This is a genomic window from Streptomyces sp. NPDC006516 (assembly GCF_040611875.1).
In the GTDB taxonomy this organism is placed as follows: Bacteria; Actinomycetota; Actinomycetes; order Streptomycetales; family Streptomycetaceae; genus Streptomyces.
In genome coordinates this window covers 160,589-173,379 of sequence record NZ_JBEXPD010000001.1, presented here as the reverse complement: position 1 = coordinate 173,379, position 12,791 = coordinate 160,589, and the positions used below count along the sequence as shown (strand labels likewise).

At 72.1% G+C, this 12,791-nt stretch carries 13 protein-coding genes; 8 read left to right on the top strand and 5 right to left on the bottom strand.

The annotated features are described in order from the left end of the window. The first annotated feature begins 121 nt into the window (after positions 1 to 121). Positions 122 to 1,462, top strand: a complete 1,341-nt coding sequence (locus ABZY45_RS00765) for an SGNH/GDSL hydrolase family protein (protein ID WP_356734679.1) — start codon at positions 122 to 124, stop codon at positions 1,460 to 1,462. Between the two features lie 86 nt (positions 1,463 to 1,548). Continuing rightward, a complete protein-coding gene (locus ABZY45_RS00760; protein WP_356734677.1) occupies positions 1,549 to 2,508 on the top strand; it encodes an ATP-dependent DNA ligase in 960 nt (319 codons plus the stop codon). 96 nt (positions 2,509 to 2,604) lie between these two features. Here the strand turns inward: ABZY45_RS00760 and ABZY45_RS00755 are convergent, their stop codons facing one another. The 3 genes from ABZY45_RS00755 to ABZY45_RS00745 form a co-directional block, all read right to left on the bottom strand. Continuing rightward, a complete protein-coding gene (locus ABZY45_RS00755; protein ID WP_356734675.1) occupies positions 2,605 to 3,540 on the bottom strand; it encodes a Ku protein in 936 nt (311 codons plus the stop codon). Between the two features lie 162 nt (positions 3,541 to 3,702). Next, a complete protein-coding gene (locus ABZY45_RS00750; RefSeq protein ID WP_356734673.1) occupies positions 3,703 to 4,179 on the bottom strand; it encodes a GNAT family N-acetyltransferase in 477 nt (158 codons plus the stop codon). 84 nt (positions 4,180 to 4,263) lie between these two features. Then, complete coding sequence (locus ABZY45_RS00745; protein ID WP_356734671.1) at positions 4,264 to 4,959, bottom strand: SDR family NAD(P)-dependent oxidoreductase; 696 nt, start codon at positions 4,957 to 4,959, stop codon at positions 4,264 to 4,266. Between the two features lie 137 nt (positions 4,960 to 5,096). On the opposite strand from ABZY45_RS00745, the gene ABZY45_RS00740 reads away from it, so the two are divergent. The 4 genes from ABZY45_RS00740 to ABZY45_RS00725 all read left to right on the top strand — a co-directional run bounded on the left by ABZY45_RS00740 (position 5,097) and on the right by ABZY45_RS00725 (position 8,590). Beyond that, positions 5,097 to 5,945, top strand: coding sequence for a helix-turn-helix transcriptional regulator (locus tag ABZY45_RS00740; protein ID WP_356734669.1), 849 nt, complete (start codon positions 5,097 to 5,099; stop codon positions 5,943 to 5,945). A 148-nt stretch (positions 5,946 to 6,093) separates the two neighbouring features. Beyond that, positions 6,094 to 6,762: an excalibur calcium-binding domain-containing protein gene (locus ABZY45_RS00735; protein WP_356734667.1), complete on the top strand. Its 669-nt coding sequence runs from the start codon at positions 6,094 to 6,096 to the stop codon at positions 6,760 to 6,762. 179 nt (positions 6,763 to 6,941) lie between these two features. Then, the gene (locus ABZY45_RS00730; protein WP_356734665.1) at positions 6,942 to 7,784 is read left to right on the top strand and encodes a class II fructose-bisphosphate aldolase; all 843 of its coding nucleotides are present in this window, start codon (positions 6,942 to 6,944) and stop codon (positions 7,782 to 7,784) included. 26 nt (positions 7,785 to 7,810) lie between these two features. Continuing rightward, positions 7,811 to 8,590 carry a DeoR/GlpR family DNA-binding transcription regulator gene (locus ABZY45_RS00725; RefSeq protein WP_356734663.1) on the top strand — a complete coding sequence of 260 codons (780 nt, stop codon included), beginning with the start codon at positions 7,811 to 7,813 and terminating at the stop codon, positions 8,588 to 8,590. A gap of 39 nt (positions 8,591 to 8,629) precedes the next feature. On the opposite strand, the gene ABZY45_RS00720 is transcribed toward ABZY45_RS00725, so the two are convergent. Then, on the bottom strand, positions 8,630 to 9,160 hold the full coding sequence (locus tag ABZY45_RS00720) for a hypothetical protein (protein ID WP_356734661.1): 531 nt from the start codon (positions 9,158 to 9,160) through the stop codon (positions 8,630 to 8,632). 183 nt (positions 9,161 to 9,343) lie between these two features. Here ABZY45_RS00720 and argG point away from each other — a divergent pair, with 183 nt between their 5' ends. Next, complete coding sequence (argG, locus tag ABZY45_RS00715) at positions 9,344 to 10,792, top strand: argininosuccinate synthase (RefSeq protein WP_356734660.1); 1,449 nt, start codon at positions 9,344 to 9,346, stop codon at positions 10,790 to 10,792. Positions 10,793 to 10,931: 139 nt separating this feature from the next. Beyond that, positions 10,932 to 11,234: a hypothetical protein gene (locus tag ABZY45_RS00710; RefSeq protein WP_356734658.1), complete on the top strand. Its 303-nt coding sequence runs from the start codon at positions 10,932 to 10,934 to the stop codon at positions 11,232 to 11,234. Between the two features lie 167 nt (positions 11,235 to 11,401). On the opposite strand, the gene ABZY45_RS00705 is transcribed toward ABZY45_RS00710, so the two are convergent. Then, on the bottom strand, positions 11,402 to 12,742 hold the full coding sequence (locus ABZY45_RS00705; protein WP_356734656.1) for a DUF445 domain-containing protein: 1,341 nt from the start codon (positions 12,740 to 12,742) through the stop codon (positions 11,402 to 11,404). Positions 12,743 to 12,791: the final 49 nt, after the last annotated feature.

Here is a 12,791-nt window from a genome sequence, read left to right as displayed (position 1 = left end):
CATTGACCGAAAATTATCGGAGCCGCTAGCCTGCCGCTCGAATCCCCGGACGTCAGTGAAGACGCCGTCCACATCCATGGATTCACCTTGCTTCCCCCACCCAGCCAGAGGGAGCACCACCGTGATCCGAAGGTCGTCGATCCTCAGCCTGTTCGCCGCCGCGGCACTGACCGCCGCCGTCGTGTCCCCCGCGCTCGGCGCCGGTGAGGGACACGGTCCAGGCAGCTCACCGGCGCCCGATGAGCGCAACGCCCGCTGGGTGAGCACCTGGACGTCCATGCCGCAGCTGACGGAGCCGGGCAACATGCCGCCTGCGCCGTTCACCCAGGACGGCTCCGTGCTCACGGACGCCACCCTGCGGCAGACGGTCCACGTCTCCGCGGGCGGCGAGCACATCCGGCTGCGGTTCTCGAACGCTTTCGGAGGTACCGCGCTGCCGATCACCAAGGTGTCCGTCGCGCTGCCGCTCGACGGCAAGGCGGGCACCAGCGCGATCGCCCCGGGGACCACCCGCCAGGTGACCTTCCAGGGCCGCTCCTCGGTCTCGGTCCCGGTGGGGGCGCAGGCGGTGTCCGATCCGCTGGACTTCCCGCTGGCACCGGGGTCGAACCTGACGGCGACGGTGTATCTGGCGACAGGTCAGGCCTCCACCTCGATCACCTCGCACCCCGGCTCGCGTACGACCTCGTACCTGCGCGCCGGGGAGCACGTGACCGACGCCGACCTGCCCGGGGCGACTCCGACCGACCACTGGTACTTCCTCAGTGGCGTCGAGGTCTGGTCCAGGAGCACCACCTCGGCGGCCGTCGTCCTCGGCGACTCGCTCACCGACGGCCGGGGTTCGACGACGAACATGAACAACCGCTGGCCCGACCTGCTGCTGAAGCGCCTCGGAGCCGGGGCGGCCACGTCGAAGACGGCCCTGGTCAACCAGGCGGCCGGCGGGAACCGGCTGCTCAACGACGGCCTGGGCCCCAACGGCCTGGCCCGCATCGACCGTGACGTCCTGGCCCAGAGCGGTGTGGACTGGCTGCTCGTCTTCGAGGGCATCAACGACATCGGTACGGCCGAGGCCACCGCGGCCGCCCAGCGGCGGGTCGCCGCCGACGTGATCGCGGCGTACGAGCAGATCATCACCCGGGCCCACACCCACGGCATCCGCGTGTACGGGGCGACGCTGACCCCGATGGGCGGCAACACCGGCTACGACGACCCGGAGGGCCACCGCGAGCAGGCCCGGCAGACGGTCAACACCTGGATCCGCACGAGCGGGCGCTTCGACAGCGTGATCGACTTCGACCGGACCGTCCGCGACCCGCAGGCGCCCCGGCAGCTCCTGGCCTCCCTGGACACCGGCGACCACCTGCACCTCAACCCCGCCGGCTACCAGGCACTCGCCGACGCGGTCCCCACCCGGCTGTTCCGCCAGTCCCCGCTCCCCCGGGGCTTCGGCTACAACTGACGGCCTGACCGCCGCGATGGCGCGACGCCGGGCGGGACACACGTCCGTGCGCCGCCCGGCGGTGTATCAGCTGAGAAGCTGCCGCCATGACGCTTTTGCCCCGCATCGCCCCCATGCTCGCCACCCCCGGCCGTCTGCCGCCCGCCGTCACCGCCGAGGAGTGGGCGTACGAGGTGAAGCAGGACGGCCAGCGCGCCATGGTCTATCTGCCGGGGGACGGCTCGGTGCGGTTGCTCGCCAGGTCAGGGGCCGACATCACCCCGGCCTATCCGGACCTTGCGGCGCTCGGGCCCGCGCTCGACGGCGTGCCCGCCGTCCTCGACGGCGAGATCGTCGCACTGGACCGCGAGGGGCGCAGCGACTTCGAGCGGCTTCAGTCGCGGATGGGGCTCTCCGGATCACCGGCGAAGGCGGCCCGCATGGCCCAGCGGGTCCCCGCCCACCTGGTGCTGTTCGACGCCGTGTTCCTGGGTGACAGGAGCCTCGTTCCGCTGCCGTACGCGGAGCGCCGGGCGGCCCTCGAAGGGCTCGGGCTGCACGGACCGCACTGGTTCACCCCCGCGGTGGTCGTCGGGCACGGCGAGGAGGCCCTGGCCATGACACGGGAGGCCGGGCTGGAAGGCCTGATCGCGAAACGGCTGAACTCGGTCTACGAACCGGGGGTCCGCTCACGCAGCTGGATCAAGATCCGCCATGCCCGCACGGTGGACGTGATCGTCGGCGGCTGGGTGCCCGGCCGGGGCCGGCTGGGCGGCCTGCCCGGCGCGCTGCTGGTCGGCGAGCGGCACGCGGGCGGACTGCGCTACGCGGGCAGCGTCGGTACGGGGTGGAGCGACGCCGAGCGGACCAGGCTCGCCGAGCTGCTGCGGGTCGCCGCGGTCGACACGTGCCCCTTCGACGAGACTCCGCCGGTGTCCGGCGCGCGATGGGTGCTGCCGCGGCTCGTCGGGGAGGTGCGCTACTCGACCCGTACGAGGGCGGGGCGGCTGCGGCAGCCCTCCTGGCACCGGCTGCGACCCGACCTGGCCCCGGACGACCTGGGCTGAGCCGGGGGCCCGGGGGCGGCGTCGGAGCGGCAGCAGGCCGGGCGGCGCGTACCACCGGGCCCAGGAGTCGCCGAGGGGACCGGCGGGCGCGCCGCGTCAGGAGGCGGTCCGCTTCCGGGCGGCCGTCTTGCGGGCCGGCTGCTTCTTGGCCGCCGCCGTCTTCTTGGCCGCCGTCTCCTTCTTCGCAGGGGCGGCCTTCTTCCGGGTGCGGGGCTTGCCCGGAGTCATCTCGTGCACGGTCGCGTCCTCGCCGCGCGTCTCCTTGGCCGCCTTCACCGACGCGTTCAGCGCCGCCATGAGGTCCATGACCTTTCCGGGCTCCTCCTCCTCGCCCCCGGCCGCCGCCGGGAGCGCCTTGCCCTCGGACTTGGCGGCGAGCAGCTCCTCCAGGGCCTCCCGGTAGCGGTCCCGGAATCCGGAGATGTCGTCCAGGGCCATGCTCTCGGTGAGCTGCACGGCCCGTTCGATCTCGCCCTCGTCGAGCTCCGCCTCCTGGGGGGCCAGCGTCTCGGGGCTGCGGATCTCGTCCGGCCAGCGCATCGCGTGCAGCACGATCGCGTCGTCCCGCACCCGCAGCAGGCCGAGCCGCTCACGGTTGTGCCAGGCGAACTTCGCGACGGCGACCTTCGCGCTGCGCTCCAGCGCCCGCCGCAGCAGCGTGTACGGCTTCGCCGCGACCTGGCCGTCGACCGCGAGGTAGTAGCTCTCGCTGATCCGCACGGGGTCGATGCTGTCGGCCTCGACGAACGCGACGATCTCGATGGCCTTCGCCGTCGGCAGCGGCATCCGGTCCAGTTCCTCGTCGGTGACGGGCACGGTCCGGTCCTTGGCGACCTCGTACCCCTTGCCGATCTCGTCCTGGGAGAGGACCTTGCCGTCGACCTCGCACACCTTGCGGGTACGGATCCGGCCCATGTCCTCGCGGTGGTACTGGTGGAAGGAGATCGAGTGGTTCTCGGTGGCCGACACCACCTTGATGGGGATCGTCACCAGTCCGAAGCTGATCGCTCCGGTCCACAGGGGCCGCGGCATCCGTACCTCCAGACCCCCCTGACGGCTTGGCCGGGAGGCGGACCGGGGCGCCTGGAAGGGAGAACCAGCCCGAGAGAGGGCCGAGGCGCGGCCGGGCCACCGCCCGTATCCCCGATCCTCGCGCCCCGGCTCCCGGACCGCATGTGGATCACCGCGTCCGGGTCAGGCTCGCGGCAGGTCCATCTCGGCGACCACCTCGTCCTCGCTCATCTCGCCGGTCCTGCGGAAACCGAGCCGGAGGTAGAAGTCCTCGGGGCCGTGCTCCCCCTGCGTCCAGGTCACGGTGATCCGCTTCTGTCCGCGCCGCAGGAGCTCCTCGCAGACCGCCTCCACGGCGAAGCGCCCGTAGCCCTTGCCCTGCTCGCCGGCGGCGACGGCCAGCCGCCAGAGACCGGAGCGCGGCCGGTCCTCGGGGTTCGCCGGGTCGAACCGTACGTCGAAGAACGCCATCACGAAGCCGACCATCCGGTCCCCGTCGAAGACCAGCCGGGGCCAGGCGGTCTCCGGGTCGGCGTAGGCCTCGGCCAGCGACCGTGCGACGGGGGAGACGAACCGCTCCTGCTCGGGTGCGACCTTCAGGCGGCAGGCTTCGAGGACGTTGTCCGGGGTCACCTTTTCCAGGCGCAGCGTGGCTGTCATACGCGCACCGTACGAGCGTCCCGGGGCATCGGGCCATCGAATTGAACACCCGGCCGGGAGCACCCTCGCGGAGCCCGCCCCGGTTCACCAGGCGGCGGTTCCCTCCGCGTCGAAGAACCCGCCGGTCGGGCCGTCGGCTCCGACCAGGGCCATGCGGACGATGACGTCGGCGCCCTCCTCCACGGTGTTGGTGCCCGTGTGGTGGTTGAGGTCGGTGGCGGTGTAGCCGGGGTCCACGGCGTTGAACCGGATGCCGGGGTAGGCCTTCGCGTACTGCGAGTTCACCATGATCAGCGCGGTCTTGGACGAGTTGTAGTCGAGCGCCGCCACGGTGGACTCGATGCGGTTCGGGTCGGTCGTCGCCGCGATCGAGCCGAGGCCGCTGGCCACGTTGACGACCACCGGGGCCGGACTCGCCTCCAGCAACGGCAGGAAGGCACGGGTCACGCGCACGGCCCCGAAGACGTTGGTCTCGTACGTGTGCCGCATGTCGGCCCCGGTCACCTCGCCCACGGGCTTGAAGACGCCCGCGATCCCCGCGTTGTTGACGAGGACGTCCAGCCCGCCGGCGTCCTTGCGTACGAACTCCGCGGCGGCCTCGACGGAGTCCTCGTCCGTGATGTCGATCCGGACGAAGCGAGCGCCGAGCCGCGCCGCGGCCTCCTCCCCGAGCCGGACGTCGCGCGCCCCGGCGTAGACGGTGTGCCCGGCCTCGACGAGGCGGCGGGCGGTCTCGAAACCGAGGCCCTTGTTGGCGCCGGTGATGAGGGTGGTGGTCATGGCTGTGCTCCCGTGTTCGTCAGGTGATCGGGTACGCCTTCACCCTGCTCGCCGTGCCGGGGAACAGGCAGTACCCGCCGGAGCGGGGGGACTGCCAGTACCAGGCTGTTCCTGAGCCCCACGCGGATACTGGAGGGGTGAGCGCATCCAAGGACGGCAACGACCTGGGCAGGGCCCTGCACGGCTGGCGGGACCGGATCTCCCCGCAGACGGTCGGGCTGCCCGCAGGCGGCGTACGGCGGGCAGCGGGGCTGCGCCGCGAGGAACTGGCCCAGCTGGCCACCCTCTCCGTCGACTACATCACCCGCCTCGAACAGGGCAGGGCCACCTCCCCCTCGCCGCAGGTCCTCGCCTCGCTGGCCCGCGCCCTGCGTCTCTCGGCTGCGGAACGCGCCTACCTGTACCTCCTCGCGGGGCAGCCCGAACCCGGCCCCGGTCACATCTCCACGCACATCCCGCCCGGCCTGCGCCGGCTGCTCGACCAGCTGAGCGGCGCGCCGCTGAGCGTCCACGACGCCGCCTGGAACCTCATCGAGTGCAACCCCTCGTGGGCGGCCCTGTTCGGCGACCCCTCCGCGCTGCGCGGACGCGAACGCAACATTGTCTGGCGGCACTTCACCGGCAGGCACGGCCGGGTCGCCCAGACCCCCGCGCAGCGGGCCGACTTCGAGGCGTCCACGGTCGCCGACCTCAGGGCGGCGACCGCCCGCTACCCGGCGGACCTCGGGCTGCGCTCCCTCGTCAGGGACCTGCGGGAGACCAGCACCGTCTTCGCCGGGCTGTGGGACTCCGGCATCGTGGGCACCCATGCGTCCGGCACCAAGACCGTCCACCACCCGGAGGTCGGCCGGCTCACCCTGTCCTGTGACGTCCTCGTCGCCGCGGGCAGCGATCTGCGGGTCGTCGCCTACACGGCGGCCCCCGGCAGCGAGGCCGCCGCCGCGCTCGGCCTGCTCGACGTCATCGGGACCCAGGCGATGACCTGACCCGGTCGACTCCAGACCTCCCCCATCACTTATTCATACCTTCGTCACAGTTCCGCTTCCTTTCCATGGAAGAGCTCCCGTCGCGCCGTCCGCCGCTGCGAGCATCGCCCCTCGACTGCACGGGAGTTCGGCACGCCTTGGGGGGCACATGGAGAAGCGAAGGACACACGGCAGGCTCAGGATGTCGGCGGGGGCCGCGGTCGTGCTGATGACACTGACGGGGTGCGGCAGCGGCGACGGCACGAGCCAGGACGCGGAGCCCGCGGCGGCGTCGGCCCCACCCACCGGGGTGCGGGCGTTCGCGCCGGCCGACGACACCGCCACTGCCGAGGCCGGCCAGGAGATCGCGATCGAGCCACTGGCCAACGACCTCGTGGCCCTGGAGGGGGGCAACGAGGCGCCCCTCCTGGACACCTACGAGGCGTCCGGGCTCACCGTCACCGTGGAGAGCCCGACGCCCCACGGGACGGTCACGGTCGAGGGCACCTCGCTCACCTACACCCCCGCCGACGGGTACGGCGGTGAGGACGAGTTCACGTACGAGGTCGCGGCGAAGGACGGAGGTCCGGCCGGCGCGAGCGCCGTCGTGCGGATCACCGTCTCCGAGCCCACCCCGTCGCCGACCCCGACGCCCACGCCCACGCCCACGCCCACGGTCGCGCGGGCCCCGAAGGCGAAGGCCACGCCGGTGGCGCCTTCCGTGTACTACAGGAACTGCGACGCCGCACGGGCCGCGGGGGCGGCTCCCGTCCGGCGCGGCGACCCCGGATACGGGCCCCACCTCGACCGGGACGGCGACGGGGTCGCCTGCGAGTAACCCGCATCGTCACGGCGCCAGTCACCTCGCCAACCGCCTAGCCAACCGCCTCGTCAGCCGCCTCCGGCCTTCGCCGGAGGCGGCTGCTCTTTTCCAATCTGCTTCAAGCGCGCTATAAATGAGCAACTTCGAGCACCATTCGCCTGGGTTCACGCAACCCGCATCCGCGAAGGACGCCCATGCCGCTCATATCCACCGGTGACATCACCCACGGCGCCCGGACCGATGCCACGGGCGTCGGGGCCTTCAACGTGGTGCAGATCGAGCACGCCCAAGCCATCGTGAGCGGGGCGGAGGCGGCCGGGCTGCCGGTGATCCTCCAGGTCAGCGAGAACACCGCCCGCTACCACGGCTCCCTCGAACCGATCGGGCTCGCCTCGCTCGCCGTCGCCCGGGCGGCGGGCGTTCCGGTGGCCGTACACCTCGACCACGCCGAGTCGGCCGGGCTGGTGCGCGAGGCCGTCCGGCTCGGCTTCACCTCCGTCATGTTCGACGCGTCGGCGCTCCCGTACGAGGACAACGTGGCCGCGACCCGCGAGATCGCGGCGTACTGCCACGCGCGCGGGGTGTGGGTGGAGGCGGAGCTCGGCGAGATCGGCGGCAAGGACGGCGCGCACGCACCCGGGGTGCGCACCGACCCGGCCGAGGCCCGGGCGTTCGTCGAGGCGACCGGGGTCGATGCCCTCGCGGTGGCGGTCGGGAGCTCCCACGCGATGCTGACCCGCGACGCCGTCCTCGACTTCGCCCTGATCTCCCGCCTGCGCGACGCGGTGGCCGTCCCGCTCGTCCTGCACGGCTCCTCCGGCGTCGGGGACACGGGGCTGGCCGCCGCGATCAGCGCGGGCATGACGAAGGTGAACATCTCCACCCACCTGAACAAGCTGTTCACCAGGGCCGTCCGCACCTATCTGGACGCCCACACCGAGGCGGCCGACCCCCGCGCCTACCTCGGCCCGGCCCGCGACGCCGTCGCCACGGAGGTGACACGCCTGCTGGGCATCCTGGCCCGGCCCGGGCGATAGGGTTCGCTGCGAGCAAGGAGGACCAGGTGGCGGCACACACACGATGGACCCGGCTGCTGGAGATCCTCGGCGACCAGGGCCATCTCGACGTACTCGACGCCGCCGAGCGGCTCGGCTGCTCCGCCGCCACCGTCCGCCGCGACCTGGACGAGCTCGCCCGGCAGAACCTGCTGACCCGCACGCGGGGCGGCGCGGTGGTGAGCACCGTGGCCTACGACCTGCCCCTGCGCTACAAGGCGGCCCGCCGCGCCGACGACAAGCAGCGCATCGCGAAGGCCGCCGCAGAGCTGATCCCCACGGGCTCCACGGTCGGCATCAACGGGGGCACGACCACCTCCGAGGTGGCCAGGGAGCTGGCGGTACGGCCGGAACCGTCGGGCGGCGGCGTGGCGCTGACCGTGGTGACGAACGCGATCAACATCGCCAACGAGCTCGCGGTGCGCCCCCAGGTCAAGATCGTCGTGACCGGCGGGGTGGCCAGGCCGAATTCGTACGAACTCGTCGGCCCTCTGGTCGACACCGTCCTGCGCACCCTCGCGCTGGACTTCACGATCCTCGGGGTGGACGCCGTGCACCCGCGCTTCGGGGCGGCCACGCACGACGAGTCCGAGGCCGGCGCCAACCGCGCGCTCGCCGAGTGCGCGGGCACGGTGATCGTCGTCGCGGACTCCTCCAAGCTCGGCCGCCGGGCCTTCGCCCAGGTCTGCGAGACGAGCGCGGTGTCGGTCCTCGTCACCGACAAGGACGCGCCCGAGGACGTCGTCCAGGAGTTCACCGGTCTGGGGATCGACGTCCTGCGGGTGTGACCGGACGACGCTCTGCGGGCGTGTGACCGGACCGGACGGTCAGCGGTAGTCCTCCGGGTGGCCCTGCATCCAGGTGTTGATCCGGTCCCTGGTACCGATCAGTTCGCTGCGGTGCTTCTCCAGGTTCGGGGTGGAGACGTCTCCGTCCAGCGTGGTGCGCAGGGCGCCGACCCAGGCGATGGGCTCCTTGAAGTGCCCGGGGCCCTTCTTGTCCGCCTTCATCGATGTGTCCAGCCGGTTCAGCTCGTCGTTGACCCGCCCCAGGAAGTAGGCGCAGTTCGCGCCCCCGGGGGCGCAGCCGTCCTGGTAGGTCGCCTGGAGTCCGGCGAACGCGTCACGGACCAGCTCCGGCGCGTTCGGGTCCTCCTGGATGATGAGCGTGGGGGTGGGTGAGGGCGTGGGCATCAGGGACGCCTCCGCCTTGACGGCCGCCGCCTCCGCCGCCGACGGATCCACGTACGGCACGTCGCTTCCCGGCCCGTCCGTGGTGGTCGCCGCGCTGCACCCTGCCAGCAGCGCTCCCAGGATCACGGCCGGTATCGCGGCCCGCAGACCCGTACGCATCAACATGAGGCCCCCCTCGTTCGGTGTGCCCAGACCCTATAGCCAACGGTGCGTCAGCCGGGGGCCAGACCCTGCACGGCGGGGGCGTACAGATCGGCGAGCTGCTCGTGGCCCGGACCGCCGGACCATCAAAAGAAGAGCCACTCCGCGCTATTTGCATATACATGCGCCGCAGTGCATACTCTTCCTATGTCTAAGGTTCTCACCTCCCTGCCCACCGGCGAGCGCGTCGGCATCGCTTTCTCGGGCGGCCTCGACACCTCGGTCGCGGTCGCGTGGATGCGCGACAAGGGTGCCGTCCCCTGCACCTACACCGCCGACATCGGCCAGTACGACGAGCCCGACATCGCCTCGGTGCCCGGCCGCGCGAAGACCTACGGCGCCGAGATCGCGCGCCTGGTCGACTGCAGGGCGGCACTGGTGGAGGAGGGCCTGGCCGCACTCGCGTGCGGCGCGTTCCACATCCGCTCCGGCGGACGCGGCTACTTCAACACCACACCGCTCGGCCGCGCCGTGACCGGCACCCTGCTGGTCCGGGCGATGCTCGAGGACGACGTCCAGATCTGGGGCGACGGCTCGACGTTCAAGGGCAACGACATCGAGCGGTTCTACCGCTACGGCCTCCTCGCCAACCCCCACCTGCGCATCTACAAGCCGTGGCTCGACGCGGACTTCGTCACCGAGCTCGGTGGCCGCAAGGAGATGTCGGAGTGGCTGGTCGCCCACGGGCTGCCCTACCGCGACAGCACCGAGAAGGCCTACTCGACCGACGCCAACATCTGGGGCGCCACGCACGAGGCCAAGACGCTGGAGCACCTCGACACCGGCGTGGAGACCGTCGACCCGATCATGGGCGTCCGCTTCTGGGACCCCTCGGTCGAGATCGAGACCGAGGACGTCACGATCGGCTTCGAGCAGGGCCGCCCGGTGACGGTCAACGGCAAGACCTTCGCCACCCCGGTCGACCTGGTCATGGAGGCCAACGCCATCGGCGGCCGGCACGGCCTGGGCATGTCGGACCAGATCGAGAACCGCATCATCGAGGCGAAGAGCCGCGGCATCTACGAGGCGCCCGGCATGGCGCTCCTGCACGCCGCCTACGAGCGCCTCGTGAACGCCATCCACAACGAGGACACCCTCGCCCACTACCACCACGAGGGACGGCGCCTCGGCCGGCTGATGTACGAGGGCCGCTGGCTGGACCCGCAGGCCCTGATGGTCCGCGAGTCGCTCCAGCGCTGGGTCGGCTCGGCCGTCACCGGCGAGGTCACCCTGCGGCTGCGGCGCGGCGAGGACTACTCGATCCTCGACACCACCGGCCCCGCCTTCAGCTACCACCCGGACAAGCTCTCCATGGAGCGCACCGAGGACTCGGCGTTCGGCCCGGTGGACCGGATCGGCCAGCTCACCATGCGCAACCTCGACATCGCCGACTCGCGCGCCCGGCTGGAGCAGTTCGCGGGCCTCGGCCTCGTCGGCACGTCCCAGGCCTCCCTGATCGGTGCCGCCCAGGCGGCTGCGACCGGCCTGATCGGCACCATGCCCGAGGGCGGCGCCCAGGCCATCGCCTCCCGCGGCGAGGTCTCCGGCGACGACGAGCTGCTGGACCGCGCCGCGATGGAGTTCGGCACCGACTGACGGGCCTCCCGGTCCCCGGGCGCGCCGGCCGGCCCGCCCGGGGACCTTCACGAGGCCGGCCGGCCGGCCGGCCCGCCCGGGGGCGGCCTATCCTCGTAATCTCGGACACGGCGTACGCAGAAGAGCGAAGGTGGCGGCAATGGCGAACGTACCGGCAGCGGCGGTGGCGGCGAGCGGTCTCGTCGGCGGATACGCGATCGCACGCTGGACCGGAAAGCGCCCCCTGGGCGGCGTCGCCCTGGCCGCCGCAGGATCGGTCGCGGCCTACGAGTGGAACCGGCAGTCGGGCGCCAAGGCCGCCACCGGCCTCACCCTCGCCTACGTCGCCGCGTTCGCCGGCTCGCACCCCCTCGCCAAGAAGGTCGGCGCCTGGCCCTCGGTGTTCACCGTCGCGGGAGGCGTGGCCGCCGCCTCGTGGGCCGTCACCCGGCGCGCCGCCTGAGAAATCTCGTGCCCCGGCGGGACGCCTGAGAAATTCCGTGCCCGGGGATTGAACACGGGCGCCGCGGGGTGCGTACTGAAGAGCAACTCCCCGCGTGACCCGGGGGCGTGCCCGTACGACAGGACAGGCACGCCCCCGGTCCGCTCCGGCGCGCGCGGCGGAAGACGTCAGCCCCCGAGCGCCCGTGACACCGAATAGATCACCAGACCCGCCAGCGCACCCACCACGGTTCCGTTGATCCGGATGAACTGCAGATCGCGGCCGATGTGCGCCTCGATCTTCCTGGACGTCTGCTGCGCGTCCCAGCCGGCGACCGTGTCGCTGATCAGCGAGGTGATCTCCGTGCGGTACGTCGTGACGACGTACGCCGCGGCGTCCTCCAGCCAGCCCTCCAGCTTGGCCTGGAGCCGCTCGTCGGTGGCGAGCCTCGCACCCAGCGAGATCAGCGAGGCCCTGGCCCGCAGCCGCAGCTCGCTGCGCTCGTCCTCGGCCGCCGCCATGATCATCGCGCGGACGGACGACCAGGCGGACGCGATGACGTCCTGTACCTCCTGGCGCCCCAGGACCTCCGACTTCAGCCGCTCGACCCGGGCCCGGGTGTCCGTGTCCGTCTGGAGGTCGGCTGCGAAGTCCGTCAGGAACGTGTCGATCGAACCGCGCGCCGGATGGCCCGGCATGTCCCGCATCTCCGTGACGAAGCGCAGCAGCTCCTTGTAGACCCGCTCCCCCACCCGCTTGTCCACGAACCTGGGCGTCCAGCCCGGCGCGCCGCCCTGCACCGCGTCCATCACGGAGTCACCGTGCCGCACCAGCCAGTCGTGTGCCCGTACGCAGACGAGGTCGACGACCCTGCGGTGACCGCCGTCCGCGACGACCTTCTCCAGCATCTTGCCCATGCCCGGGCCGACTTCCACCGCGTCGGCCCGCCGCGTGATCGCCTCCCCGACGACGGCCTGCACGTCGGAGTCCCGCAGCACGGTCAGCGCACCGCGCAACGCGGTCGCCAGCTCGGCGGTCACCCGGTCCGCGTGAGCGGGCTCGGCCAGCCACGTCCCGAGCCGGGCACCGACACCCAGCGCGTGAATTCGGTCACGAACGACGTCTCCGGAGAGAAAATTCTCGCCCACGAAGGAACCGAGTGACTCCCCCAACTGGTCCTTCTTGTTGGGAATGATGGCGGTGTGGGGGATGGGCAGGCCGAGCGGACGCCGGAAGAGCGCCGTGACGGCGAACCAGTCCGCCAGCGCACCCACCATTCCAGCCTCGGCAGCCGCCGCGACGTAGCCCGGCCAGCCGCTTACCCCCGAGTTCTCCGCCCAGGTGGCGAGGACGTACACGAGCGCGACGAGCAGGAGCAGACCCGTGGCGGTGGTCTTCATACGGCGCACACCGCGCCGCTTCTCCTCGTCGGCGGCGGTGTACGCGAACCCGCCGGCCGCCGGCCTCGGCCTCTGCCCGTCCGGAGGCCCGGCCCCCACGGTCGTTCCCTGTCCCGCGTCCTGTTCCATCCGCTCCACCCGTCCGCGTACGCGTCACGCCGTGCCGTACGCATTGTCC

Bases quoted from the DNA above. Each gene is read 5' to 3' on its own strand.
- ABZY45_RS00760 (WP_356734677.1), top strand. From the start codon at position 1,549: ATGACGCTTTTGCCCCGCATCGCCCCCATGCTCGCCACCCCCGGCCGT.
- ABZY45_RS00755 (WP_356734675.1), bottom strand. From the start codon at position 3,540: ATGCCGCGGCCCCTGTGGACCGGAGCGATCAGCTTCGGACTGGTGACG.
- ABZY45_RS00750 (WP_356734673.1), bottom strand. From the start codon at position 4,179: ATGACAGCCACGCTGCGCCTGGAAAAGGTGACCCCGGACAACGTCCTC.
- ABZY45_RS00745 (WP_356734671.1), bottom strand. From the start codon at position 4,959: ATGACCACCACCCTCATCACCGGCGCCAACAAGGGCCTCGGTTTCGAG.
- ABZY45_RS00735 (WP_356734667.1), top strand. From the start codon at position 6,094: ATGGAGAAGCGAAGGACACACGGCAGGCTCAGGATGTCGGCGGGGGCC.
- ABZY45_RS00730 (WP_356734665.1), top strand. From the start codon at position 6,942: ATGCCGCTCATATCCACCGGTGACATCACCCACGGCGCCCGGACCGAT.
- ABZY45_RS00720 (WP_356734661.1), bottom strand. From the start codon at position 9,160: ATGTTGATGCGTACGGGTCTGCGGGCCGCGATACCGGCCGTGATCCTG.
- argG (WP_356734660.1), top strand. From the start codon at position 9,344: ATGTCTAAGGTTCTCACCTCCCTGCCCACCGGCGAGCGCGTCGGCATC.
- ABZY45_RS00710 (WP_356734658.1), top strand. From the start codon at position 10,932: ATGGCGAACGTACCGGCAGCGGCGGTGGCGGCGAGCGGTCTCGTCGGC.
- ABZY45_RS00705 (WP_356734656.1), bottom strand. From the start codon at position 12,742: ATGGAACAGGACGCGGGACAGGGAACGACCGTGGGGGCCGGGCCTCCG.